Below are 25,253 nucleotides of genomic sequence, written 5' to 3' on the forward strand. Positions count from 1 at the left end.
AGGTTAAGCCTTAACAGACCCTAGAACCCCATTGGCTCGTGGTGAGAGATGAGCGACTAAAACCCAGCTTCGGCTGGGTTTTTTATTGGGTCGGAGATTAATCGGTGTTCATGGCCAGAGATGAGGGCGAATTTACAACGATCACATTTTTGTAAGTCAAAGAAAAAAATCGAAAAAACTCAAAAAATCTCCTAAAGGATATTCGTCGGGCGCCGTTAAAGGGACTGAGAGAAATGAGATGTACCTAAGTGAGGTGAGAGACACGACGGTACATTCACTACAGCCTTAAGGAGATCAATTATGGCGATTAACGTTAATACTAACGTTTCTGCGATGACCGCACAGCGTTACCTAAACCAAGCCGCTGAAGGTCAGCAAAAATCTATGGAGCGTTTGTCTTCGGGTTATAAAATCAATAACGCGAAAGATGACGCGGCAGGTCTACAAATTTCAAACCGTTTGACTGCACAAAGCCGTGGTTTAGACATGGCGGTGAAAAATGCAAACGACGGTATTTCTATTGCACAAGTTGCTGAAGGTGCGATGAATGAGTCGACTAATATCCTACAGCGTATGCGTGATCTATCGCTTCAATCTGCGAATGGTTCTAACTCAAAAGCTGAGCGCGTTGCGATTCAAGAAGAAGTGACTGCACTTAATGACGAGCTAAACCGTATCGCTGAGACTACGTCGTTTGGTGGTAACAAGCTTCTTAATGGTACCTACGGTACACAATCTTTCCAAATCGGTGCCGACTCTGGTGAAGCAGTGATGCTTTCTATGGGTAACTTACGCTCTGATACTACAGCGATGGGTGGCAAAAGCTACGCTGCTGAAGAAGGTAAAGATGCATCTTGGGCTGTTGGTGATAACACTGAACTTACATTGAGTTACACCAACAAACAAGGTGAAGAGCAAGAGATCAAGATCAACGCGAAACAGGGCGATGATATTGAGCAGCTTGCCACGTACATCAACGGTCAAAACGAAGATGTAAAAGCCTCAGTGGGTGAAGATGGCAAGCTACAAGTTTTTGCTTCATCACAGAAAGTAACTGGCGATGTTGAGTTCTCAGGCAACCTCGCTGGTGAAATCGGTTTTGGTGACGCAAAAGACGTGACAGTTAAAGATATTGACGTGACATCGGTAGCGGGTTCTCAAGAGGCGGTTGCGGTTATTGATGGCGCATTGAAGTCTGTAGATAGCAACGAGCATCTCTTGGTGCTTTCCAAAACCGTTTCAACCATGCCATTAGCAACTTAGACAACATTAACGAAAACGTTAATGCTTCTAAGAGCCGCATTAAAGATACGGATTACGCGAAGGAAACCACCGCGATGACTAAGTCGCAAATCCTTCAACAAGCCAGTACTTCTATCTTAGCTCAAGCTAAGCAGTCACCTTCTGCCGCGCTTAGCTTGTTAGGCTAATTAGGTAAACCGTATAGGTCATTTAGGTGATAGTTTCTGTCACTGACCCTAAGGTTCAAGGGAGATTGTAATGGATATATCCTCCTATACATCGAACATCCAGCCTTACGGTACACCTAATGGCACAAATGTTGCTTTCAAAAATGACATAGGCATAGGCGCGCCTAACACAGCAACTTCAAACGAGGGGGGAGCGTCTCAGCGAACCGAAGACCTCGGACACGACTTCTCTGTAAAAGCTGCGATTAAGATGGCAGAAAGCCGTCAGGAGCTAAACAGAGAAGAGCGTGAAAAAATGGTCGCACAAATGAATGAATTTGTGAGTTCCATAAACAAAGGACTGGCGTTTCGCGTGGATGAAGAATCCGGCAAAGACGTCGTGACGATTTACGAAGCCAGAACCGGTGACGTAATTCGTCAAATTCCTGATGAAGAAATGCTTGTGGTACTGCGTCGCTTAGCTGAACACACAGCCAACAGCGGTTTGTTAGTTGATAAAGTGTAGTTGTTTTTTGAGGTGATTTGATGAGTTTAGGCCCTTTGGGGATGTCTGGTGGCATGGATATCAATTCCATGGTCAGCAAAATTGTCAATGCGGAGCGTGTGCCAAAGCAGCAACGCATCGACAACGAGCGAATGACGATTGACGCCAGTATCAGTGCTTACGGGCGACTCAGAGAATCGTTAGATACGATGAAAAACTTGATGATGAATTTTCGTCAGGAGAAAGCGTTCGCTGTTCGGACCGTAGATACCACGGACGAGAATATCGTATCAGCCTCAGCAACGACGGATGCCATAGCTGGTAAGTATGCTATCGATGTATTGCAGCTTGCACAGAGCCATAAAGTTGCGTCTGATGTTTTACCTGAAGACGCAAAGTTTGGTCCTGGTAAGCTGCAGATTTCGATGGGTGATGACAGCTTTGATGTTAATGTTCGTTCCAATGCCAAGCTTGTTGATATCGTTCGTGGCATTAATGGCGACAAACATAACCCCGGCGTGCGAGCTCCCTCATCAATGATGTCAATGGACCACGTCTTATTCTTGCCTCGAATCTTTCGGGTAAAGACCATCAGCTCAAAGTCAGTGTGGATGCCGAAAAGGGTAACCCACTAAAATATTTTGAATTCCAAACCCTAGAAGATCGTGCTAATGCACTTGCTGAAGCCCGTGCGGCGGCTGAAGAAGTGTTGGGGCCATTGCAAGCACCGGAGCAATCTGATTCGTCTACAATCCGTGATGCCGACGGCAATATTATACCTCCTCTAGCGGAAAAAGCGGCAGATAGCGGATCGAGTGCGCCGATCTCTTCAGCTGGTGCTGAAGCGGCAAAAGCTGGGCAAGAGGCGTTAGATGCAGCGAAAGAGCGTGCAAGTTGGCGTCCTGAAGACCGTATTCCAGGCTGGACCGAAACCGCATCCGGTACATTACTCGATTCTTATGAAGAGCCGGAATTAGAACTGGATGAAAAAGCGATCGAGAAAGCGCCAGACGTGCCTGGATGGAACAATTCAGCCTCCGGTACTTTAACGGATTCGTATGTGACCAGCCAAGAAGCAAAGCAGCGTCTTGAACAAGAAAAAGCCGAAATAGAAAGTAAGATCGCGGAAGAAAAACAAGCGCTGGATGCAAGAGTCGCGAAGGGTGAACTGACCGAAGCGCAAGCCAAGACGATTCAACGCGCTAAGCTCGAGCCTAAAGAGCGTGAACGGTTAGAAAAGATCGACGCAGCAGAAGCAAAAATTGCTCTCGCTCAAACAATGTTTGATGGCTATCGAGGCATGAGCGAAGTCCAAGCTGGCCAAGATTCGATGGTTTTATTAGATGGTGTGGCGAAGTTATCAAGCCACAATAATGTCATTGAAGACGCTATTGAAGGTGTGGATCTTACCTTAAAAGGGAAATCAGAACCGAATAAGCCACCCGCAGAGATCGGTGTTGAATATGACCGTCAAAGTGTGCGTAGCGATATCGAGAGCTTCGTACAGGCTTACAACGCGTTCTATCAAACGTCCAAAGCGCTTTCTGGTGTTGACCCAGTAACAGGGCAAAAAGGACCATTAGCTGGAGACAGTACGGTACGTAGTGCGGATACCCGATTAAAATCGGTTTTCTCTAGCAGGATTGAGAACGCGCCAGAAGACCTCAAGTCCCTAACGGAGTTTGGTATCACTACCACGCGTCAAGGAACCCTAGAAATCAATTACGATATGCTCGATCGTCAGTTGAACAACAACTTTAATGAGTTGGAAAAGTTTTTTGGTGGCAATGCCGGTTTCGCTAAGCGCGTGGAAGATGCTATTCATGGCATTACGGGTATCACAGGTAGTATCCGCACCAGAGAAAAAAGCCTTACCGAACAAAATTATCGTTTAAACGATGATCAGGTGGCACTGGATCGCCGCATGGACAGTTTAGAGCAGCGCACGCACGATAAATTTGCCGCGATGCAAGATGCGACAGGCAAAATGCAAGGTCAGCTTGGTGCATTGATGAGTGCTTTGGGGTGATAAATGCACGCTGAACTGAAAGAGATTAACGACCTAGATCAATTAATTACTCAAGAATTAGAAAAAGAAGTGGTCAACACTGAAGAAATTCTTCGCTTGGTCGATATTAGGGAACAGTTATTGCAAAACCTGTTGCCATTAATTCAACAAAACCCTTTGGTAAAGCAGGATGCAGAGTGGCAGAACTTGCTTACTCGAACCAAAAATATTGTCCAGCTGATGCAATCAGAAACGTCTAAAGTCGGAAAAGAGCTGCACAAGTTTCGTTATGGTCAGCGTTCGCTTCAGCAGTACAAAAAATTTACATAAAAGAGGATTACTATGCGCGGTTCATTGCAAGCATACAAAAAGGTATCAGTCGACAGCCAGCTAAGCGCGGCTTCTCCGCACAAAGTCATTCAAATGCTTATGGCAGGAGCCATCGAGCGCCTGATTCAAGGTAAAGCTGCCATGCAAGCCGGCAACATTCCCGCAAAAGGGGAGCGCCTAGGTAAAGCATTGGATATTGTCATCGCATTGCGCAGTTGTTTATCTATGGATGATGGTGGTGATGTGGCAACGAATCTGGATGCGCTGTACGAGTTTATGATTACGCAAATTTCAGCGGCAAATCACCAGAATGATCCACAACCAATCGACGATGTGATCGAGATCATCCGCGAGATAAAATCTGCTTGGGATCAAATTCCTACGGAATATCACAACCTAACCGCAACCGAAGTCGGAATATAACTTATTTACGTTTATTTTATATTTAAAACAGGATGTTACAGTTGTTATTGGTATAAACGTTAATTGCGCAACTAATTGTGCATCAAGGTCACAATCAAACATAGTGCTTTGCATTGCTTGGTTGCCTTATTTATAGAATTAAATAAAATAGAAGCCATTAGTAGCCCTAATGGCTTTTTTGTTGCCGCTGTTCTTATTTTTTGTCGTGTTTGAATGTTGTCGATTCTCCCTAATAAACACTCTCAAAGCACAGTATCAAATTTGGCTGCAACGCACCTAAAATAAAGGCGATCAATCTAACTTATGCAAGGTTTGGCAAAGCTGCTTGTAATTGATGATGACGCAACGAGTCGTTTGAATCTGAGCAATATATTGGAGTTTGTTGGAGAAAGCTGCGAGGCCGTTAGCTCCGATCAACTGATCGAATTAGATTGGTCTGGTTTGTGGTCTGGCTGTATCGTGGGCAATATAGAGGTTGGCTCAGCCTCTACCAACGTGGTGACTCATCTTAGTCGTGCCAACCATATCCCACTTCTTTTAATGGGCGACTTTCCGTTGTCTGTGGATCACTTACCAAACTTTGTTGGAGAGCTGGATCTTCCTTTAAATTACCCGCAGTTAAGCGATGCATTACGTCACTGCAAAAACTTCCTTGGTCGCAAAGGCGTAAATGTTGTGCCTAGTACGCGAGACAATACGCTGTTTCGTAGCTTAGTAGGTCAAAGCGGCGGCATTCAAGAAGTTAGACACCTTATCGAACAAGTCTCAGGAACCGAGGCTAATGTATTGATTCTTGGCGAATCGGGAACGGGTAAAGAAGTGGTGGCACGTAATATTCATTATCACTCCGCTTTTCGTGATGGGCCGTTTGTGCCGATAAACTGTGGAGCCATTCCTGCAGAGCTGTTAGAAAGTGAATTATTTGGCCACGAAAAAGGCGCATTTACTGGTGCACTGACAGCGCGTAAAGGGCGGTTTGAGCTTGCTGAAGGTGGTACAATATTCCTTGATGAAATTGGCGATATGCCAATGCCAATGCAAGTGAAGTTGTTGCGTGTCCTTCAAGAGCGCTGTTTTGAGCGAGTGGGCGGTAATAACACCATCAAAGTGAATGTTCGTGTGGTCGCAGCGACGCACCGCAACCTAGAAAGTATGATTGAAGCAGGGACATTCCGTGAAGACCTGTTCTATCGCCTCAATGTGTTTCCAATCGAAATGCCTGGCTTAAAAGATCGCAAAGAAGACATTCCTCTCTTGCTGAGAGAGCTGATGGCTCGCTTGGAAGCGGAGGGTGGACTCCCAATCAGTTTCACGCCGCGTGCAATCAATTCTTTGATGGAACATTCCTGGCCTGGCAACGTACGTGAATTGGCGAACCTAGTTGAGCGTATGGTCATTTTGTATCCCAATAGCCTGGTGGACGTGAATCATTTGCCGACAAAATACCGTTATAGCGATATCCCAGAGTTCCAACCAGAAGACAATGCCTTCGCTTCCATTGAAGAACAAGAGCGTGATGTATTCCAAGATATTTTCTCTGGGACTTTCTCTCTCGAAGAGCAAAGCGAGATCGTACACAACGTAGATGCTCCAAAAGAGCTACCCCCAGAAGGCGTAAACTTAAAAGAGTTGTTAGCTGATATGGAAGTGAATTTGATCAGCCAAGCGCTTGAAGCGCAAGCGGGTGTCGTGGCGAGAGCGGCAGACATGCTTGGTATGCGTCGTACCACTTTGGTTGAGAAAATGCGTAAATATAATCTACAACGTTAAGCTTTTGTTCCTTCCTCGTTCTGTGTCAACTTCTTGTCACCATATTAATGTGTTGATTACTAACAAAAAATAGCTTGGTACGCTTATTGCTTGCTAAGCTATTTTAGTTTTTAACGGCGATATTCCGACAGGCAGTGAATGGACACCAACACGAATCAATCCCATTTAGACTCAGTAGAAAACCAAGTCGAACGCTACAAGCAGGTGTTAGACGTCATGCCTGCTGGAGTTATTCTTCTGGATACGCACGGAATCGTTCGTGAGGCCAATCCAGAAGCGCATCGAATCCTAGAAGTTCAATTGGTCGATGAAAAGTGGTTTAACATCATTCAAACCGTGTTTGATCCACGGGAAGACGACGGTCATGAAATTTCCTTACGCAATGGTCGTAAAGTTCGTTTAGCCATTTCCGCTTCCGCGACAGGTCAACTTATCTTGATTACGGATCTAACCGAAACACGCTTGTTGCAATCTCGAGTCAGTGATTTGCAACGCTTGTCATCACTCGGTCGAATGGTGGCGTCACTCGCTCATCAAGTCAGAACTCCGTTATCGAGTGCGATGCTTTACGCGTCAAACTTGTCTGCACCTAATTTACCTTCTGCGACACGCGACCGCTTTCAGAACAAGTTAATGGATCGATTGCACGATCTAGAAAAGCAGGTCAACGATATGCTGTTGTTTGCAAAAGGCGGGGACAACAAAGTCATCCAACCTTTTACGATTGCTCAGCTCGTTGCAGAGTACCAACCTATGGTTGAGACCGCGTTAAAAAATAATAACATCGACTACTTTCTCGAAGTGGAACAAGAGCACACTGAGTTGATGGGAAATTCGAATGCTGTTGCCTCAGCACTGAGCAACCTCGTCATGAACGCTATTCAGATAGCTGGCAAAGCATCACAAATTGATGTTTTTTTCCGTCCAGTCAACGGCGAATTACGTATCTCTGTGCAAGACAGCGGTCCGGGCGTTCCGAAAGAGTTGCAAGCCAAGATCATGGAGCCGTTTTTTACCACGCGCTCTCAAGGTACTGGGCTTGGTCTTGCTGTGGTTCAAATGGTATGTCGTGCCCATGACGGTCGAGTGGAGCTCATTTCAGAGCAGGGCGATGGGGCCTGCTTCACCATGTGCATTCCGCTAGAGCGAATGCAAGCAAAAGCGCAATAAGCGGCTTTTGCCAATAACAGGAGAATCATAATGGCGCAAAGCAAAGTGCTGATCGTAGAAGACGATGAAGGTCTTCGTGAAGCCCTAGTCGATACTCTAGCTCTAGCAGGCTATGAGTGGTTGGAGGCCGATTGTGCGGAAGACGCTTTACTGAAACTGAAGGCGAACTGCGTTGACATAGTCGTGTCTGATGTGCAAATGGCCGGAATGGGTGGTTTAGCGCTGCTCAAGAACATTAAACAGAATTGGCCGAATTTACCCGTCCTGCTTATGACAGCGTATGCCAATATTGAAGACGCGGTATCAGCCATGAAAGATGGTGCGATTGACTATATGGCAAAACCATTTGCACCAGAGGTGTTGCTCAATATGGTCAGCCGATACGCACCAATAAAAACGGATGATAATGGTGATGCTGTTGTTGCTGATGAAAAGAGCCTACGTTTGCTGGCGCTCGCAGACAAAGTAGCAAAAACCGATGCAAATGTGATGGTTCTGGGGCCAAGTGGTTCAGGTAAAGAAGTCATGTCGCGTTACATTCACAATGCTTCAAACCGTAAAGATGGTCCATTCGTTGCCATTAACTGTGCTGCGATTCCTGACAATATGCTTGAGGCGACATTATTCGGCTATGAGAAAGGTGCGTTCACTGGTGCCGTTCAAGCGTGTCCAGGTAAGTTCGAACAAGCTCAAGGTGGGACAATTTTGCTGGATGAAATCAGTGAAATGGACTTAAGCCTACAAGCTAAATTGCTGCGTGTTTTACAAGAGCGCGAAGTGGAGCGTCTGGGCAGCAGAAAAAGCATCAAATTAGACGTTCGCGTACTAGCAACGAGTAACCGAGACCTGAAGCAATACGTCTCAGAAGGTAATTTCCGAGAAGACTTATACTACCGTTTAAACGTATTTCCGATCACATGGCCAGCACTGACTGAGCGTAAAGGTGATATTGAACCGCTCGCCAAACACCTTGTTGAGCGTCATTGCAGTAAGATGGGGATGCCTGTTCCTCAAGTTTCTGCGTCTGCGATTGCCAAACTATTGCAGTACCCGTGGCCAGGTAATGTCCGTGAGTTAGACAATGTTATTCAACGGGCGCTGATCTTAAGCAGTAATAGCCACATTGACGCTGAACACATTTTACTAGAAGGTTTAGATTGGCAAGATGCCAATAGCCTTCAAGCTGCTGTGCAGAACACGGAATCCCTGGTGCCAGATGTTAAGCCTGTCGCTCAAGCTGAAACAATGAATCGCAACGTGTCTGCTGGCGAAGGGTTAGGTGGAGAGTTGCGCGATCAGGAGTATGCCATCATCTTAGAAACGTTGACTGCTTGTCAGGGTCGGCGCAAGGATATGGCAGAAAAATTGGGGATTAGCCCAAGAACGCTACGCTATAAGCTCGCCAAAATGCGTGATGCCGGAATCGATATTCCTAATTAAACACAGCTCTTGTCTCGACACGAAAAAGGTAAAAGCATTGAGCTTTTATCTTTTTTTTATGGCATATAAATTGCTACATAAATAAACAATTTTATTAATAGTCAAAGTTTTGGCTTCGAGGTAGTAATGAGAGTTGATGGTATTCAGGCAGAAATGCGCACCATGATGGTAGAAGCAACCAATACCGCACCGGCAGCAACGGGTGCAAAAGTTGGCGCGGATTTTGGTGAACTCCTTACGAGCGCTATCAACAACGTTAACTCATTACAAAAAGCCTCTGGCGATCTACAAACCCGATTCGACCGCGGTGACGCGGATGTCTCGCTCTCTGACGTGATGATCGCTCGTAACAAATCCAGTGTCGCATTCGATGCGACTGTACAAATCCGCAATAAGCTCGTTGAGGCCTACAAAGACCTCATGAACATGCCAGTGTAATTTTAGGTAATTAATTGTGGCAGACAAGTCTACAGATTTAACCGTTACTGACGGTGGTTCAGATGCTGCTTTAGTCGCGAATTCTGATTTGGATATGGAAAGTCAAAATCCAGATCTCGAAGAGCGCAGTGCATCAAAATTTGACATGGCAGTAGGTGACCTCGATTTACTTCGACAGGTTGTACTTGTTCTGTCGATTTCAATCTGCGTTGCATTGATTGTGATGTTATTTTTTTGGGTCAAAGAGCCAGAAATGCGCCCTCTTGGCGCTTATCAAACTGAAGAACTCATCCCCGTTCTAGACTATCTTGATCAACAAAAAATCAATTACAAGCTCGACGGCAATACCGTTTCCGTTGAGGCGAATGATTACAACTCAATCAAACTGGGCATGGTTCGTGCTGGGGTTAACCAAGCAACCGCTGCGGGTGACGACATCTTACTACAAGATATGGGATTCGGAGTCTCACAGCGTCTTGAACAGGAGCGTCTTAAGCTCAGTCGTGAACGTCAGCTCGGTCAAGCCATTGAAGAAATGAAGCAAGTTCGCAAAGCCCGCGTCTTATTAGCATTACCGAAACAAAGCGTGTTTGTGCGTCATAACCAAGAAGCATCGGCCTCGGTTTCGCTTACGCTTTCTACAGGAGCAAACCTCAAGCAGCAAGAGGTGGATTCCATCGTCGATATGGTTGCGAGTGCGGTGCCAGGGATGAAAACCTCACGCATTACTGTCACTGATCAGCATGGGCGTTTGCTGAGCTCTGGTTCTCAAGATCCAGCCTCTGCCGCTCGTCGTAAAGAGCAAGAGCTGGAACGCAATCAAGAGCAGGCTCTGCGTGAAAAAATCGATTCTGTATTGTTACCTATTCTCGGATATGGCAATTATACTGCCCAAGTTGACATCCAAATGGATTTCAGTGCCGTTGAGCAAACGCGCAAGCGCTTTGATCCTAATACACCGGCAACGCGAAGCGAATACGCCCTTGAAGATTACAACAATGGCAATATGGTTGCTGGTATCCCAGGAGCGCTAAGTAACCAACCGCCATCAGACGCCTCGATTCCTCAAGATGTCGCACAAATGAAGGATGGTTCACTGACTGGTCAGGGTTCCGTGCGCAAAGAGTCAACACGCAACTTTGAACTCGATACTACGATCAGTCATGAACGTAAACAGACCGGTACGGTTGCACGTCAAACGGTTTCGGTTGCAATTAAAGATCACCGTGCGGTTAACCCAGATACTGGCGAAGTGACTTATACCCCCATGTCCGAGTCACAAATCAATTCGATTAGAGAAGTATTGATTGGAGCCGTCGGTTACGATCAATCTCGTGGTGATCTGCTGAATGTATTGAGTGTGAAGTTTGCAGAGCCAGAACAAGAGCTTCTTGTCGAACAACCGATTTGGGAGCATCCAAACTTTAATGATTGGGTGCGCTGGTTTGCCAGTGCGCTAGTGATCATTGTTGTGATACTCGTACTGGTGCGGCCAGCGATGAAGAAACTGCTTAACCCAGCGAGTGATGATGGCGAAGAAATGTACGGGCCAGATGGATTACCAATTGGCGCCGATGGTGAAACCAGCTTACTTGGCAGTGACATAGAAAGTGGTGAGCTATTTGAATTTGGCTCAAGTATTGACTTACCGAACCTGCATAAAGATGAAGACGTGTTAAAAGCGGTTCGTGCACTGGTAGCAAATGAACCTGAGCTTGCCGCTCAAGTTGTGAAAAACTGGATGAATGATAATGGCTAACGATATCGTACCTCAAGATGATAATGGCGCTGGCTTGCCAGTTGAGTTTGACGCTTCAACCATTACCGGTGAAGAAAAAGCGGCAATTCTGTTGTTGAGCTTAAATGAGCAAGATGCAGCAGGCATCATTCGTCACTTGGAGCCAAAGCAGGTTCAACGTGTGGGTAGTGCGATGGCTCGTGCCAAAGATTTGAGTCAGGACAAAGTGTCTGCCGTCCATCGTGCCTTTTTAGAAGACATTCAGAAGTACACCAATATCGGCATGGGCAGCGAAGACTTTATGCGAAATGCGCTGGTTGCTGCGCTGGGTGAAGACAAAGCGAATAACCTGGTTGACCAAATTTTGTTGGGGACCGGATCAAAAGGTTTGGATTCACTGAAATGGATGGACCCGCGTCAAGTCGCCAGTATTATCATAAACGAGCACCCGCAGATCCAAACCATTGTTCTCTCTTACCTAGAAGCGGATCAATCGGCAGAGATACTGTCCCAATTCCCAGAGCGTGTACGTTTGGATTTGATGATGCGAATAGCCAACCTAGAAGAAGTTCAGCCATCAGCATTAGCCGAGCTAAATGAAATCATGGAGAAACAGTTTGCGGGTCAAGCTGGGGCGCAAGCGGCCAAAATTGGCGGCTTGAAGGCGGCGGCAGAGATCATGAACTACCTAGACAACAACGTCGAAGGTATTTTGATGGATCAAATTCGCGATCAAGACGAAGACATGGCAACTCAGATTCAAGATTTGATGTTCGTTTTCGAGAACTTGGCCGAAGTCGACGACCAAGGTATTCAGAAGCTGCTGCGTGACGTTCCACAAGACGTGTTGCAGCGAGCGCTCAAAGGTGCGGATGATTCACTGCGTGAGAAAGTCTTCAAGAACATGTCTAAGCGTGCCGCTGAGATGATGCGTGATGACATAGAAGCAATGCCACCAGTGCGTGTCGCCGATGTGGAAGCGGCGCAAAAAGAAATTTTGGCGATTGCACGTCGTATGGCCGATGCTGGGGATCTCATGCTGTCTGGCGGCGCCGACGAATTCCTATAATTTCATTGCAACTACCATAGCCTTGCCAAATTTGTGGCAAGGTCCCTTCATTCCAAACTTGAATACACAGTAGGTAACCCATGACTGGCGAGAGAAAACGTGGATTTATCCGTCCTGATGAAGACGATCAGATGGTCGAAGCACAGCGCTGGGGATTACCGGACTATGGCAATCCCAAAACTAAACAAGCTAAATCGACAGCATTCAACTACGATCCCAGCTGGGTACCTGATTTTGAAGAAACGGAAGAAGAGCCTGCGCTTGCATTAACAGAAGAACAGATTGAATTGATTAAGCAAGGTGCTTATCAAGAAGGTCTGTACCAGGGTCAGGAAGCCGGTTTTAAACAAGGTTACGAAAAAGGTAAGGAAGAAGGGTTACAAGCCGGGCATGAAGAAGGCCTAGAACAAGGCAAAGCAGAAGGTGTCACTGCAGGACAAGAATACATTCAGCAACAGGTTGAAGTATTTATGAATCTTGCAAATCAGTTTGCTCAGCCACTGGAGCTTATGAATGCTCAAGTTGAGAAACAGTTGGTGGACATGGTGCTGTGTTTGGTCAAAGAAGTGGTGCATATTGAGGTTCAAACCAACCCTCAAATTATTCTTGATACGGTGAAGCAATCGGTGGAGGCGTTGCCGATTTCGGGTCATCCCATCACGCTACACCTCAATCCCGAAGATGTCACCATCATCCGCTCTTCTTATGGCGAAGAGGATCTTGAAGGACGAAACTGGACGTTAGTTGCAGAGCCGTCATTAAACCGAGGTGATGTCCAAATCGAAGCCGGGGAATCAAGTATTCATTACCGCATGGAAGAACGCATCAAAAATGTCCTGCACAGTTTTTGTGGTGCCAATCGTCATCAAGAGGGCGAATAATCCATGCAAGCGCTCGCTGATCGTTTAAAAAATTACAAAGTAGAAGGCTTAACAACGCGACCTGTTGCCTCTGGCAAATTGGTGCGAGTCGTTGGCTTGACGCTAGAAGCGACAGGATGTCGTGCGCCCATCGGCAGTTTGTGTTTGGTGGAAACCATGTCTGGTCAAATGGAAGCCGAAGTGGTTGGTTTCTCTGGTGACAATCTGTTTTTGATGCCGAGTGAACAAATTACCGGAATTTTACCTGGCGCGAAGGTAACGCCTCTGACCAGTGATGCAGGTTTGCCAGTTGGTATGGAGCTGCTGGGGCGCGTGATTGATGGTGTCGGTAACCCGCTTGATGGGCTTGGTCCACTTTATACAGAGCACCGTGCATCATTTAGTGCAGATCCGATCAATCCGCTCTCCCGCAAGCCGATTTCTGAACCGCTTGATGTTGCTTGAAAGCCATTAACGGTTTATTGACGGTGGGGAAAGGACAACGTATTGGACTGTTTGCGGGCTCAGGCGTCGGTAAGTCGGTGACACTGGGTATGATGACTCGTGGTACGACCGCGCAAGTGGTGGTGGTCGGGCTTATTGGTGAGCGTGGACGGGAAGTCAAAGAATTTATTGAAGAAATACTCGGTGAAGATGGACGACGTCGTTCCGTTGTTGTTGCCGCGCCAGCGGACTCTTCGCCTTTAATGCGTTTAAAAGGCTGTCAAACCGCCTTAACCATTGCGGAGTATTTTCGCGATCAGGGTTTGGATGTATTGTTACTGATGGACTCGTTAACGCGTTTTGCGCAGGCGCAGCGTGAAATTGCGCTGTCGGTAGGCGAGCCGCCTGCAACCAAAGGTTACCCGCCATCGGTATTTGCAAAACTGCCAGCGCTAGTAGAGCGTGCAGGGAATGGTGGGGCAGAACAAGGCTCGATAACTGCATTTTTTACTGTTCTGACCGAAGGGGACGATCTGCAAGATCCTATCGCGGATGCTTCCCGAGCTATACTTGATGGCCACATTGTATTATCCCGTGAAATGGCGGATGCGGGTCATTACCCTGCGATTGATGTAGAGAAGTCAGTTAGCCGTGTCATGCCACAAATTACCACCGAAGAACACGTACTAATGTCCAAAGCCGTACGTCAAGTATTGTCGATTTGTCGTAAAAACCAAGACCTAGTTTCTATTGGCGCATATAAACCTGGAACCGACCCTGCTATTGATGGTGCGTTTACCATTAAGCCGAAGCTGGATGAATACTTGCAACAGACAATGAAAGAATCCGTGCCTTACGACATGTGTGTCAACATGTTGAAAAGCATCTTAAGTGGTTAAGACGTGATTAGATAAGGTGGTTAGTTAATCATGGAAAATGCAATGGACTTCCTGCTCGAACAGGCGAAAGAGCGAGAAGATCAAGCGGTATTGGCCTTAAGCAAAGCACGCGCTGAGTTAGAAGGTTATTACCAACAAGTTGAGCAAATCGAGAAGTATCGTCTCGACTATTGCCAGCAGTTGGTGGACCGAGGTCAAGCGGGTTTAACCGCCAGCCAATACGGCCACTTAAATCGTTTCCTGACTCAGCTTGATGAAACCTTATCCAAACAGAAACAAGCTGAAAACCATTTCAAAGAACAAGTGGAGAACTGCCAACAATATTGGCTCAACGTGCGTAAAGAACGTCAATCCTACCAATGGATGATGGAAAAACGAGCGAAAGAAAAACAGTTGGCTGAGTCAAAGCGAGACCAGAAGCTGATGGATGAGTTCTCTACACTGCTCTATAGCAGAAAACCAAAACGTTTTTAAAGCGAGGCATTTTTTATAGCGAGGCATTGTTGACGCCTACCTTTACATTCCGTCTATTTCCGTCAGGAATTTTACTTTTTTATTGGCGTAATTTTTGCAAGGTAACTGCATGGTAAGTGTGTTGCAAGGGCGTGAAAATCAAATTCGAACCTTAGCAATGTGGTTTATACCAATCTGGATAAGTCAGTGATCATGTACTTATTTAAGCAGTCATTTTACGGTTTATGCCTCTATCGCGCTATTCGTATGCAACGTGATGCGCGCTATGAACGAGAAGGTTTTCTATGAATGTGAATTTGTCTGGTGCTTCTGCAACTCCTAAAGGCTCAGTGTCCGAGTCTTCGTCAAAAGCGTCTGCAGAAAGCTCAGAGAAACAAGGTTTTTTGCAAACCTTATCTGAAGTATTTACTGATGCGCAAAAGCCAGCACAATCAAATGCTAAGTTAGATGCCGCGGCTAAAAACTCTGACGATTCACAAGAAACGCTTACGGCCCAGGGCGCAGCGAAAACTGGTGAAAGTAACGACTCTTCATCTCGTCAAACCATTTCATCCAACCAAGAAACGCCGTCCGATGGTAAAGGCAAACATGCCTCGCAATCAGCAGATGTACTGTTGACTCAAGACGCACCTGAATCCGTTCAAGATTCAACCTCAAATTCAGCCACAACCTCAAATTCAGTTGCAACCCCAACGGCTAAAGACGAGGTCAATGGCAGTGACAACGTTGTCGCTAGCGTTGACGCCGACACAGGCCACCTGAATGCCTCTGCAAAGGTCAAAACTCACACTCAAGAACCTGATGTTGATGCTCACAGCGTTGCTGATGCTATGGGTGAGGGACAACAGTTGCTTGGCCGCATATCGCAAGCAAACCAAACCCTTCAGGCGAAAGAAATGAGTCACTCTCGCGCTGAAAACTTTGCTTCTACTTCACCAGAGTCTAAAAGTGTTGATATCACGGATTTAGGTGTTGCTATGTCTGGCTCTGAGGGTGTGGCCATTGGTGACATGGCACAAAAGCATGGCAATAATTTGCCCCTTGATGCGAATACCCAGTTAACCCAAGCAAATAATGGGACCCAAGCAAATAGTGGGCTTACTTCTGATGGTACTACGCCGATGCCTGAACAAAGTAGTGCGAACTCTGAATCACAAGCATTCGTCAAACCTGTGTTAGATTCAGACGGGAACCCGATTGAGATGACTGAACGGCAAGTTAAGTCATCTCCAATTGAGTGGCAAATGAGCGATGTACAAGACGTACATCAGGTTAAGCCAAGCGCCCAGACAGTGACCATGCCAATTGATGCGGTATCAAGTGAATTCAATCCTGTACAATTCGTGCAGACAGTGCCGTTACAAATGCTGGATTTGATTGATACCAAACTAGCGCAAGGTCAACCTCTGACCTCGCAAGAAATAGACGTCATTGAAGGTTTAAAGACAGGTGAATTAGTCGCGGATATTCCTGAACAGGAGTTGGCGCAGTTTGCTGCCTTGCCTAATGAGCTAAAAGTAGCAATTTCAGAACATAATGCAGCACGTTTGGATCAGCCTGCAGTACGCTCTTCCTCTCATGCAGCGGTGGCGCAAGCGGCTTCACAATTCGTATCACAAGATGTGAAGCAAGCCGCTTTACAGATACCAGTAAACAATATAGAAAAATCAGCGTTATCTGCCATGCCGGATGCATTAGTGGCCGCAAACGTCCATTCAGCCGCTCAAATGGTGAGCCATAATGATGACAGTCGCGCAGCATTAACGGCAACAGCGGGCATGTTGAAAGCGGCGACGGAGAAGCAAGACAAAATTGAACCACAGCATGGTCTAGCCGGACAACTTCAAGCGGCTACGGGCCAGCAAGGAGTGGCGACATCTCAACAAGCGCGTGTGGATTTCGCTCAACAAGCGCAACTCCCATTGCAATTGACGAAAGAGCTTGCCAATGACCAAGTTGCGGAAAAAGTCCAAATGATGATGTCGAAGAACCTAAAAAATCTTGATATTCGTCTTGACCCACCCGAGCTAGGTCGTATGCAGATCCGTATGACCATGAATAACGACTTAGCTAACGTACATTTTACGGTAACCAACCCACAAGCACGAGATATGATCGAACAGACACTGCCGCGTTTGCGAGAAATGCTTGCCCAGCAGGGGATGCAATTAGCAGACTCCTCGGTCCAGCAACAAAGTAGTGGTCAGCAGCAAAGTGGGTATGCGGCATCGCATCGAAGTGGTCAAGGTAGCTCAGAGCAAGGCTTTTCGGGCGTTGCTGATGAAAGTGTCGATGGCGGCGTTAATCTTGATTTGAAAGTTGCGCAAAAGCGTGATGGGATCAGCTTTTACGCATAACACGTTGTATTATAACTACAAGTTTAGAGAACAAAAAAAGAGACAATAATGGCAGAACAACAGCTACAAGGTGAGGAAGCCCCAAAAGGTAAAGGTAAGCTCATAATTATCATTATCGCGCTAGTAGTATTACTGGGCGGCGGCGGTGCAGCGGCGTTCTTCTTTATGAACTCAGACGATACGGAGCAAGCCGCGTCAGTTGAGAACACTCAACAAAATGAGGTGGCAAAGCCCATCGCGTATGTCAATCTTGCTCAGCCTTTTGTGTTTAATGTCACTGGAGATTCGCGCTCAAGGTTAGTTCAAATCAAAGCGCAACTGATGGTGCGTGGCAGCGAAAACGAGCAGTTGGCCCGTTACCACTCCCCATTGATTGAGAGCGCCCTAATATCCACGTTCGCGACCGCTACCGTTGAACAATTGCGTGCTCCTAACGGGCGTGTGGAGTTACGCGATCGAGCAACCGAAGACATTAAAGCAGCACTCAATGCAGCAGTCGGTAAGCCCGTCATTGAGAAAGTACTGTTCACTGATTTTGTAATTCAATAGGTAAAACGTGACTGATCTATTAAGCCAAGACGAAATTGATGCACTCTTGCACGGCGTTGACGATGTTGATGACGTTGATGAGCCGGTAGAAAACGAGACGGAAGGCGCGATTAATTTTGATTTCTCGTCTCAAGACCGAATTGTACGTGGTCGAATGCCGACGCTCGAGCTTATTAACGAACGTTTTGCGCGACATATGCGTATTAGCCTGTTTAACATGCTGAGAAAAACAGCGGAAGTGTCGATTAATGGCGTACAGATGATGAAGTTTGGTGAATACCAGAATACTCTGTATGTTCCTACCAGTCTGAATATGGTGCGCTTTAGACCGTTAAAAGGCACGGCGTTGATTACCATGGAAGCACGGTTAGTGTTTATTCTGGTAGAAAACTTTTTTGGTGGGGATGGTCGGTTCCATGCCAAAATCGAAGGTCGAGAGTTCACTCCAACAGAACGTCGTATCATTCAGTTACTGCTCAAAGTGGTTTTTGAAGATTACAAAGAAGCCTGGTCACCCGTGATGGGCGTCGAGTTTGAATATCTCGATTCAGAAGTGAATCCAAGTATGGCCAACATCGTCAGCCCAACGGAAGTCATTGTTGTGAGCTCTTTCCATATCGAAGTAGATGGTGGTGGCGGTGATTTCCATGTGGTAATGCCTTACTCTATGGTTGAGCCCATTCGAGAACTGCTGGATGCCGGTGTACAGTCGGACAAGATGGAAACAGACGTTCGCTGGAGCTCTGCGCTGCGCGAAGAGATCATGGATTGTCCGGTAAACTTCCGCGTCAACTTACTGGAAAAAAACATCTCGCTACGGGATCTAATGGAACTGCAAACGGGTGATGTGATTCCAATCGTAATGCCTGAACATGCGACCATGTTCGTCGAAGATTTACCGACATATCGCGTCAAAATGGGGCGTTCTGACGAAAAGTTAGCCGTGCAAATATCGGAAGAAATTGAACGTCCTCACGTAGTAAAAACTGATTTAGCTTTTTTAGGTAAGGACATCATGTCTGAACTTGAAAAAGACGACGAAACTGAAGATTAAGACGCCTTACTGAGTTTGGGCCTAGAAGAAACACAGGATAAAACAATGGAACCAAGTGACGACCAAAAGCTAGCAGATGAATGGGCAGCCGCTCTTGGCGAAGATCCCTCTGCGCCTTCAATTGATGTGGATGAAGTGTTGGCAGCCCCGCTTGAGGAACTAAAAGATACATCAAGCCCTATTACTGATGACGAGCGGCGTAAGCTTGATACCATCATGGATATCCCAGTGACGATATCCATGGAAGTGGGGCGCTCACAGATCAGTATTCGAAACTTATTGCAACTGAACCAAGGTTCAGTGGTTGAACTTGACCGTCTTGCGGGGGAATCGTTGGACGTGCTGGTTAACGGAACGCTGATTGCCCATGGTGAAGTGGTGGTGGTAAACGACAAATTTGGTATTCGTTTAACCGACGTGATCAGCCAAACCGAACGCATTAAAAAGTTGCGTTAACGATGAGCCGAATTTTGCGTGTCATACCGATAAACACCGTTGGATCACTGAGTTTAATACTCAGTGCTTTTTCTGCTTCTGCGTTTGCAACTCAATCTCCGTCGGCACCAAGTAGCTTTGATTTAGTGGCAACGCTCGGTTCGCTGGTCTTGGTTATTGGCGTCATTCTTTTGCTTGCTTGGTTACTCAAGCGCATGCAAGTGCCAGCATGGGAGGCAACAAAGGGTTACGTATTGTAAGTCAGCTTCCCGTCGGGACAAAAGAGCGCATCGCGGTGGTTCAGGTTGGGGAGGAACAGTTTTTGGTCGGTATTACCCCACACTCGATTCAAACCTTAGCGAAATTAGAACAGCCATTGAAAGAGGAAGCGTTGGCGACAAGTGCTTTTGCGAGTCAATTTAGCCAACTGATAAAGAAAAATGACAAAGGATAGTTCAATCCGGCTGCTTTTTAGCACCGTTGTGTTGCTGGTGGGCTTGCTGTTTTCATCTCTCTCTTTTGCTCAGGCAGAAGAGTCTACTTTGCCTGATAACTTGGCTGAGGGGAGCAGTGTAACCGTACAGGCGATGGAAAGTGATACGGGTGCAAGTCGTGCTATGTCAGTCGGTAATGGTGGTGGAATTCCCGCGTTTACCATGACAACCAATCCGGACGGCAGTGAAGATTATTCGGTTACGTTACAGATTCTTGCCTTGATGACTATGCTTGGCTTTTTGCCGGCAATGGTTATTTTGATGACATCATTTACGCGAATTGTCGTCGTGATGTCGATTTTGCGTCAGGCGATGGGGTTACAACAAACACCGTCGAACCAAGTGATCATTGGTATTGCGTTGTTTTTGACTTTTTTCATCATGTCACCTGTGCTTAATGAGATCAACGATACCGCGATTCAGCCTTATTTGAGTGAACAAGTGACGGCACGTGAGGCGTTTGATAATGCGCAAGTACCGATGAAAGCCTTCATGCTAAAGCAGACTCGAATCAAGGATTTGGAGACCTTTGTTGAAATGTCGGGGGAGCAAGTTGACAACCCCGAAGATGTTTCGATGGCCGTATTGATTCCGGCCTTCATTACCTCTGAGCTCAAAACAGCTTTCCAAATTGGCTTTATGTTGTTTTTGCCGTTTCTGATTATTGACCTTGTTGTTGCCTCCGTACTGATGGCGATGGGTATGATGATGCTATCACCGATGATCGTTTCACTGCCATTTAAGTTGATGCTGTTCGTCCTAGTCGATGGCTGGAACTTGATCTTGTCGACACTCGCGGGCAGTTTTGCCCTTTAGATAGCGCAGAGAGAAGAGGAGAAACATGACTCCAGAATTGTTTGTCGAGCTTTTCCGTGATGCACTGTGGATGGTGTTGGTCATGGTTTGTGCCATCATTATTCCGAGTTTGTTGATTGGTCTTGTCGTCGCTATTTTCCAAGCTGCCACTTCAATCAACGAACAGACGTTAAGTTTCTTACCCCGTTTAATTGTTACCTTGCTTGCGTTAATGTTGTTTGGCCATTGGATGACGCAAATGTTGATGGAGTATTTTTTCGGCTTGATTGAACGTCTGCCACAAGTGCTTTATTAGGGCTTGGTATGGAGTATCCGACCCAAATTATTTTAGACTGGATAGCCAATTACTTTTGGCCCTATGTACGAATCTCTTCCATGTTAATGGTTATGACGGTCACAGGGGCACGTTTTGTTTCGCCTCGCATTCGTCTTTATCTTGGCCTGGCGATTACTTTTGCGTGATGCCTGCGATTCCCGCCGTCCCACAAGATATTGAGTTAGTCTCATTTCGTGGTTTTATTACTATCGCAGAGCAGATGATCATTGGGGTGGCGATGGGCATGGTGACGCAATTTATGATTCAAACCTTTGTTTTGCTCGGACAAATCCTCGGCATGCAATCGAGTTTGGGTTTCGCATCCATGGTCGACCCCGCTAATGGTCAAAGTACGCCCTTGCTGGGTCAACTTTTTATGTTCCTTACCACGATGTTTTTTCTTGCGACCGATGGGCATTTAAAAATGCTGCAACTGGTGGTATTCAGTTTCAAAACTTTGCCGATAGGCTCTGGCACGATCGCTACTGCCGACTTTCGGGAGATGGCCAGTTGGTTAGGCATTATGTTTAAAACTGCACTGAGTATGTCGCTGTCGGGCATCATTGCCCTGTTGACCATTAACTTGTCGTTTGGTGTCATGACCCGCGCTGCACCGCAGTTAAACATTTTTTCACTTGGCTTTGCCTTTGCGCTGATGGTGGGGTTATTAATTTGTTGGTACATATTGGCTGGGCTTTACAGTCACTATGAACTGTACTGGGCGGTGGGCGAACAGCAGATTTGTCGCCTCATCCGCTTGGATTGTTAAGCTAGGAGACAGCATTGGCAGAGTCAGACGGTCAGGAACGCACCGAAGACGCCACGCCCCGAAGGCTGCAACAGGCCAAAGAAAAGGGGCAGGTCGCTCGGTCTAAAGAGCTTGCTTCCGCTTCAGTGTTGATCGTTGGTGCGATTTCACTGATGTGGTTTGGTGAGTCTTTGGCACGTTCTTTGTTCTCTATCATGAGCCGCTTGTTTGATCTGCAACGCGACGAGATTTTCGATTCCGCGAAATTGTTTGATATTGCTCTGGGTGCTATGACAGATTTGCTGTTCCCGCTGTTTCTTGTTCTTGCCACCTTGTTTGTTGCCGCTATGATCGGCGCTGCCGGGGTAGGCGGTATCAGTTTTTCCGCCCAAGCCGCTGCGCCCAAGCTTTCCAAAATGAACCCACTGAGCGGCTTGAAGCGCATGGTTGGCATGCAAAGTTTAGTTGAACTGCTAAAGTCAATTCTTAAGATTTTGCTCGTCACCGGAGTCGCAATATATCTGATTCAGGCTTCTCAAGCTGACTTGATTCAACTCAGCATGGATGTTTATCCACAAAACATCTTCCATGCGCTGGACACCTTGCTCAATTTTGTTCTGCTGATCAGTTGTTCTTTACTGATTGTTGTCGCCATCGATATCCCATTCCAAATTTGGCAACACGCTGACAAGCTCAAAATGACTAAGCAAGAGATCAAGGACGAATACAAAGAGACAGAAGGTAAACCTGAGGTCAAAGGCCGTATCCGGATGTTGCAAAGAGAGGCGGCTCAGCGACGCATGATGGCCGATGTGCCACAAGCGGATGTTATCGTCACTAACCCAGAGCACTTCTCTGTCGCTTTACGCTATAAGCAGAAAACCGACCGCGCGCCAGTTGTTATTGCTAAAGGGACCGACCATATGGCGATGAAAATCAGAGAGGTGGCTCGTGAACATGATATCGCCATTGTGCCCGCGCCACCTTTAGCAAGGGCACTGTATCATTCTACTGAACTTGAGCAGGAAATCCCTGATGGTCTATTTACCGCAGTTGCCCAGGTATTGGCGTTTGTTTTCCAGCTCAAGCAGTATCGAAAAAGAGGTGGGCAGCGACCAAAACTTCAAGATTACGACTTGCCTATTCCAACTGAACATCGCCACTAAAATGTACCGACTGATTGCGGTGTGTTGTCATTTTTCTTCATATAAATCATTACTCTGTGCCTAGTTTATCGGCTAGTCATTATTTTGGCGTAAATTCTGGTACGTAGATTGCTTAAATTGCTCTAATTATCAACAGTACCTAAGTTGTTAGGTCAAGCGAACACGTAGATAGCCCCAACGATACGCACCAAATCGATACTTACGTGCCGCTCACATTCGATCGAGATATCCAGCAGTATGAAGTTAAGCCTGCCCTTTGCCGACAAATTGCCACGAATTCCCCAGCGAGAAATACCAGCCATTGGTGCGCCAGTCATGGTTTTGGCCACGTTGGCGATGGTGGTATTACCGATTCCGGCGTTCCTGCTGGACATGTTTTTCACGTTTAATATTGCCTTAGCGATGGTGGTCCTGTTAGTGACGGTTTACACACGCCGGCCACTAGACTTTGCCGCTTTTCCGACAGTATTGCTTATCGCAACGTTATTACGTCTAGCACTTAACGTTGCTTCGACGCGTGTCGTGCTGCTTAACGGTCATGAAGGGGGTAACGCTGCGGGTAATGTCATCGAAGCATTTGGTAACGTGGTCATCGGTGGTAACTACGCTGTCGGCTTGGTGGTATTTTTGATTTTGATGATCATTAATTTCATGGTCGTTACTAAAGGTGCTGGTCGTATCTCAGAGGTGAGTGCTCGCTTTACACTTGATGCATTGCCTGGTAAGCAAATGGCTATTGATGCTGACTTAAACGCAGGGTTGATTGACCAAGAACAAGCGCGTATTCGACGTTTTGAAGTTACCAAAGAAGCCGACTTTTATGGCTCTATGGATGGTGCGTCGAAGTTTGTTAAAGGGGATGCGATTGCGGGGATTCTCATCCTGTTTATTAACATTATTGGTGGTCTTTCTATCGGTATGGCCCAGTATGATCTTGGCTTTGGTGAAGCGATTGAGATCTACACTTTGCTAACGATTGGTGATGGTCTTGTTGCCCAAATTCCGTCACTACTGTTATCGATTGCTGCAGCGATGATGGTGACTCGTCAAAATACCGATGAGGACATGGGTGAACAACTGGTGTTCCAGTTGTTCGATAACCCCAAAGCGTTGATGATCACAGCAGCGATACTTGGCGTTATGGGGATTGTCCCTGGTATGCCACATTTTGCCTTTCTCAGTTTGGCTCTGATCGCGGGTGTGACCGCGTACTTCATTAGTAAGCGTCAAAAACAGAAAGCGAGTGAGCCAGCACTTCCCGTCAAAGCGGAAGGTGGTGAGGAGTCAGGGTCTCAGCGAGAACTATCTTGGGATGATGTCCAGCCAGTAGATATTATCGGTTTGGAAGTGGGCTACCGTTTGATCCCACTAGTGGATCGCGACCAAGGTGGAGAACTGCTTGAGCGGGTAAAAGGGGTACGAAAAAAGTTATCTCAAGACTTCGGTTTCTTAATCCCTGCGGTACACATCCGTGACAATCTTGAATTAACCCCAAACAGTTACCGCATTACTTTAATGGGTGTGGCGGTGGGCGAAGCCGAGATTCGTCCCGATTTAGAGTTGGCCATCAATCCCGGCCAAGTTTACGGCATGATTGATGGCGAGCCGACGATGGATCCAGCGTTTGGCTTAGAAGCGGTCTGGATCAGAGAAGAGCAGCGTGAACATGCTCAAGCCTTAGGTTATACCGTGGTGGATTCATCAACTGTACTGGCGACACATTTGAGCCAGTTGCTGACTAATAATGCGTCACAGCTACTTGGCCACGAAGAAGTACAGAACCTGCTGGAAATGTTGAGCCGTAGCGCGCCTAAACTCGTGGAAGATTTTGTACCTGACCAGCTTGCACTTGGCGTGGTGGTGAAAGTGCTACAAAACTTGCTTAACGAAGCGATACCAATTCGCGATATACGAACAATAGTGCAAACTCTGTCCGAGTACTCGAGTAAGAGTCAAGAACCTGACATTTTGACTGCCGCCGCGCGGATCAGTTTAAAACGACTTATTGTTCAAGAAATCAATGGTATAGAGCCTGAGTTGCCTGTTATCACCCTAATTCCTGAGTTGGAACAGATATTGCATCAAACAATGCAAGCTTCAGGTGGTGAATCGGCGGGCATTGAGCCGGGACTCGCGGAACGATTGCAGTCTTCATTGAGTCAAGCAACGCAAGAGCAAGAGCTTAAAGGTGAACCAGCGGTGCTTCTAACGTCTGGCGTATTGCGCTCAACGCTGGCTAAATTTGTCAAGAATACGATACCGAATCTCCGGGTTCTGTCTTATCAAGAAATTCCGGATGAAAAACAGATAAGAATTGTACAAGCGGTGGGTAACTAAGCCC

Annotated in this window: 20 protein-coding genes and 5 pseudogenes; 24 read left to right on the forward strand and 1 reads right to left on the reverse strand. The window is 46.6% G+C overall.

The features are described 5' to 3' along the window. Nucleotides 1-300: 300 nt before the first annotated feature. The 23 genes and pseudogenes from SU60_RS11600 (at nucleotide 301) to flhB (ending at nucleotide 22,912) form a co-directional block, all read left to right on the forward strand. Nucleotides 301-1,430, forward strand: a pseudogene (locus tag SU60_RS11600) (flagellin). A gap of 70 nt (nucleotides 1,431-1,500) precedes the next feature. After that, nucleotides 1,501-1,935 (forward strand): flagellar protein FlaG, encoded by a 435-nt coding sequence (gene flaG, locus SU60_RS11605; RefSeq protein ID WP_041155643.1) that lies wholly within the window; start codon nucleotides 1,501-1,503, stop codon nucleotides 1,933-1,935. A 20-nt stretch (nucleotides 1,936-1,955) separates the two neighbouring features. After that, nucleotides 1,956-3,943 (forward strand): annotated as a pseudogene (gene fliD, locus SU60_RS11610) (flagellar filament capping protein FliD). Between the two features lie 3 nt (nucleotides 3,944-3,946). After that, nucleotides 3,947-4,252: a flagellar protein FliT gene (locus SU60_RS11615; RefSeq protein ID WP_041155644.1), complete on the forward strand. Its 306-nt coding sequence runs from the start codon at nucleotides 3,947-3,949 to the stop codon at nucleotides 4,250-4,252. A 12-nt stretch (nucleotides 4,253-4,264) separates the two neighbouring features. Continuing rightward, nucleotides 4,265-4,675 carry a flagellar export chaperone FliS gene (fliS, locus tag SU60_RS11620; RefSeq protein WP_041155645.1) on the forward strand — a complete coding sequence of 137 codons (411 nt, stop codon included), beginning with the start codon at nucleotides 4,265-4,267 and terminating at the stop codon, nucleotides 4,673-4,675. Between the two features lie 303 nt (nucleotides 4,676-4,978). Beyond that, nucleotides 4,979-6,445, forward strand: a complete 1,467-nt coding sequence (locus SU60_RS11625; protein ID WP_041155646.1) for a sigma-54 dependent transcriptional regulator — start codon at nucleotides 4,979-4,981, stop codon at nucleotides 6,443-6,445. A 138-nt stretch (nucleotides 6,446-6,583) separates the two neighbouring features. Further along, the gene (locus SU60_RS11630; RefSeq protein ID WP_041155647.1) at nucleotides 6,584-7,615 is read left to right on the forward strand and encodes a sensor histidine kinase; all 1,032 of its coding nucleotides are present in this window, start codon (nucleotides 6,584-6,586) and stop codon (nucleotides 7,613-7,615) included. Nucleotides 7,616-7,645: 30 nt separating this feature from the next. Next, complete coding sequence (locus SU60_RS11635) at nucleotides 7,646-9,055, forward strand: sigma-54-dependent transcriptional regulator (RefSeq protein WP_041155648.1); 1,410 nt, start codon at nucleotides 7,646-7,648, stop codon at nucleotides 9,053-9,055. A gap of 126 nt (nucleotides 9,056-9,181) precedes the next feature. After that, nucleotides 9,182-9,493 carry a flagellar hook-basal body complex protein FliE gene (gene fliE / locus SU60_RS11640; protein WP_041155649.1) on the forward strand — a complete coding sequence of 104 codons (312 nt, stop codon included), beginning with the start codon at nucleotides 9,182-9,184 and terminating at the stop codon, nucleotides 9,491-9,493. Nucleotides 9,494-9,509: 16 nt separating this feature from the next. Beyond that, nucleotides 9,510-11,252: a flagellar basal-body MS-ring/collar protein FliF gene (fliF, locus tag SU60_RS11645; RefSeq protein ID WP_041155650.1), complete on the forward strand. Its 1,743-nt coding sequence runs from the start codon at nucleotides 9,510-9,512 to the stop codon at nucleotides 11,250-11,252. Further along, the gene (fliG, locus tag SU60_RS11650) at nucleotides 11,245-12,300 is read left to right on the forward strand and encodes a flagellar motor switch protein FliG (protein WP_041155651.1); all 1,056 of its coding nucleotides are present in this window, start codon (nucleotides 11,245-11,247) and stop codon (nucleotides 12,298-12,300) included. The genes fliF and fliG overlap by 8 nt, the downstream gene beginning before the upstream one ends. 80 nt (nucleotides 12,301-12,380) lie before the next feature. Next, on the forward strand, nucleotides 12,381-13,181 hold the full coding sequence (fliH, locus tag SU60_RS11655; protein WP_041155652.1) for a flagellar assembly protein FliH: 801 nt from the start codon (nucleotides 12,381-12,383) through the stop codon (nucleotides 13,179-13,181). A 3-nt stretch (nucleotides 13,182-13,184) separates the two neighbouring features. Then, nucleotides 13,185-14,503: pseudogene (gene fliI / locus SU60_RS11660) on the forward strand (flagellar protein export ATPase FliI). Between the two features lie 30 nt (nucleotides 14,504-14,533). After that, entirely contained in the window at nucleotides 14,534-14,977 is a 444-nt protein-coding gene (gene fliJ / locus SU60_RS11665) for a flagellar export protein FliJ (RefSeq protein WP_041155653.1), read from the forward strand. Between the two features lie 284 nt (nucleotides 14,978-15,261). Then, nucleotides 15,262-17,334: a flagellar hook-length control protein FliK gene (locus tag SU60_RS11670; RefSeq protein ID WP_041155654.1), complete on the forward strand. Its 2,073-nt coding sequence runs from the start codon at nucleotides 15,262-15,264 to the stop codon at nucleotides 17,332-17,334. 48 nt (nucleotides 17,335-17,382) lie between these two features. Next, nucleotides 17,383-17,883: a flagellar basal body-associated protein FliL gene (fliL, locus tag SU60_RS11675; RefSeq protein ID WP_041155655.1), complete on the forward strand. Its 501-nt coding sequence runs from the start codon at nucleotides 17,383-17,385 to the stop codon at nucleotides 17,881-17,883. Nucleotides 17,884-17,890: 7 nt separating this feature from the next. Then, a complete protein-coding gene (fliM, locus tag SU60_RS11680; RefSeq protein WP_041155656.1) occupies nucleotides 17,891-18,937 on the forward strand; it encodes a flagellar motor switch protein FliM in 1,047 nt (348 codons plus the stop codon). A gap of 45 nt (nucleotides 18,938-18,982) precedes the next feature. Continuing rightward, nucleotides 18,983-19,393, forward strand: coding sequence for a flagellar motor switch protein FliN (gene fliN / locus SU60_RS11685; RefSeq protein ID WP_005433003.1), 411 nt, complete (start codon nucleotides 18,983-18,985; stop codon nucleotides 19,391-19,393). Nucleotides 19,394-19,395: 2 nt separating this feature from the next. Beyond that, nucleotides 19,396-19,826 (forward strand): annotated as a pseudogene (gene fliO / locus SU60_RS11690) (flagellar biosynthetic protein FliO). After that, the gene (gene fliP / locus SU60_RS11695) at nucleotides 19,813-20,682 is read left to right on the forward strand and encodes a flagellar type III secretion system pore protein FliP (protein ID WP_041155657.1); all 870 of its coding nucleotides are present in this window, start codon (nucleotides 19,813-19,815) and stop codon (nucleotides 20,680-20,682) included. Before fliO ends, fliP begins: the two are co-directional and overlap by 14 nt. 25 nt (nucleotides 20,683-20,707) lie before the next feature. Continuing rightward, nucleotides 20,708-20,977 carry a flagellar biosynthesis protein FliQ gene (gene fliQ / locus SU60_RS11700; protein WP_041155658.1) on the forward strand — a complete coding sequence of 90 codons (270 nt, stop codon included), beginning with the start codon at nucleotides 20,708-20,710 and terminating at the stop codon, nucleotides 20,975-20,977. 8 nt (nucleotides 20,978-20,985) lie between these two features. Then, nucleotides 20,986-21,767 (forward strand): annotated as a pseudogene (fliR, locus tag SU60_RS11705) (flagellar biosynthetic protein FliR). A gap of 14 nt (nucleotides 21,768-21,781) precedes the next feature. Further along, nucleotides 21,782-22,912: a flagellar biosynthesis protein FlhB gene (gene flhB, locus SU60_RS11710; protein WP_041155659.1), complete on the forward strand. Its 1,131-nt coding sequence runs from the start codon at nucleotides 21,782-21,784 to the stop codon at nucleotides 22,910-22,912. A 152-nt stretch (nucleotides 22,913-23,064) separates the two neighbouring features. Here flhB and SU60_RS22380 read toward each other — a convergent pair whose 3' ends face one another. Continuing rightward, nucleotides 23,065-23,286: a hypothetical protein gene (locus SU60_RS22380; protein WP_245228398.1), complete on the reverse strand. Its 222-nt coding sequence runs from the start codon at nucleotides 23,284-23,286 to the stop codon at nucleotides 23,065-23,067. On the opposite strand from SU60_RS22380, the gene flhA reads away from it, so the two are divergent. Then, nucleotides 23,180-25,249 (forward strand): flagellar biosynthesis protein FlhA, encoded by a 2,070-nt coding sequence (gene flhA, locus SU60_RS11715; RefSeq protein ID WP_280806717.1) that lies wholly within the window; start codon nucleotides 23,180-23,182, stop codon nucleotides 25,247-25,249. The two genes, SU60_RS22380 and flhA, sit on opposite strands and share 107 nt — an antisense overlap. Nucleotides 25,250-25,253: the final 4 nt, after the last annotated feature.

This window comes from Vibrio mytili (genome assembly GCF_000830505.1).
Lineage (GTDB): Bacteria > Pseudomonadota > Gammaproteobacteria > Enterobacterales > Vibrionaceae > Vibrio > Vibrio mytili.

Coding starts and splice junctions, on each gene's coding strand:
- SU60_RS11635 (WP_041155648.1), top strand. CDS start 7,646: ATGGCGCAAAGCAAAGTGCTGATCGTAGAAGACGATGAAGGTCTTCGT.
- fliE (WP_041155649.1), top strand. CDS start 9,182: ATGAGAGTTGATGGTATTCAGGCAGAAATGCGCACCATGATGGTAGAA.
- flaG (WP_041155643.1), top strand. CDS start 1,501: ATGGATATATCCTCCTATACATCGAACATCCAGCCTTACGGTACACCT.
- SU60_RS11615 (WP_041155644.1), top strand. CDS start 3,947: ATGCACGCTGAACTGAAAGAGATTAACGACCTAGATCAATTAATTACT.
- fliQ (WP_041155658.1), top strand. CDS start 20,708: ATGACTCCAGAATTGTTTGTCGAGCTTTTCCGTGATGCACTGTGGATG.
- SU60_RS11670 (WP_041155654.1), top strand. CDS start 15,262: ATGAATGTGAATTTGTCTGGTGCTTCTGCAACTCCTAAAGGCTCAGTG.
- fliG (WP_041155651.1), top strand. CDS start 11,245: ATGGCTAACGATATCGTACCTCAAGATGATAATGGCGCTGGCTTGCCA.
- fliL (WP_041155655.1), top strand. CDS start 17,383: ATGGCAGAACAACAGCTACAAGGTGAGGAAGCCCCAAAAGGTAAAGGT.
- fliS (WP_041155645.1), top strand. CDS start 4,265: ATGCGCGGTTCATTGCAAGCATACAAAAAGGTATCAGTCGACAGCCAG.
- fliN (WP_005433003.1), top strand. CDS start 18,983: ATGGAACCAAGTGACGACCAAAAGCTAGCAGATGAATGGGCAGCCGCT.
- SU60_RS22380 (WP_245228398.1), bottom strand. CDS start 23,286: ATGTCCAGCAGGAACGCCGGAATCGGTAATACCACCATCGCCAACGTG.
- fliJ (WP_041155653.1), top strand. CDS start 14,534: ATGGAAAATGCAATGGACTTCCTGCTCGAACAGGCGAAAGAGCGAGAA.
- SU60_RS11630 (WP_041155647.1), top strand. CDS start 6,584: ATGGACACCAACACGAATCAATCCCATTTAGACTCAGTAGAAAACCAA.
- SU60_RS11625 (WP_041155646.1), top strand. CDS start 4,979: ATGCAAGGTTTGGCAAAGCTGCTTGTAATTGATGATGACGCAACGAGT.
- fliH (WP_041155652.1), top strand. CDS start 12,381: ATGACTGGCGAGAGAAAACGTGGATTTATCCGTCCTGATGAAGACGAT.
- fliP (WP_041155657.1), top strand. CDS start 19,813: ATGACAAAGGATAGTTCAATCCGGCTGCTTTTTAGCACCGTTGTGTTG.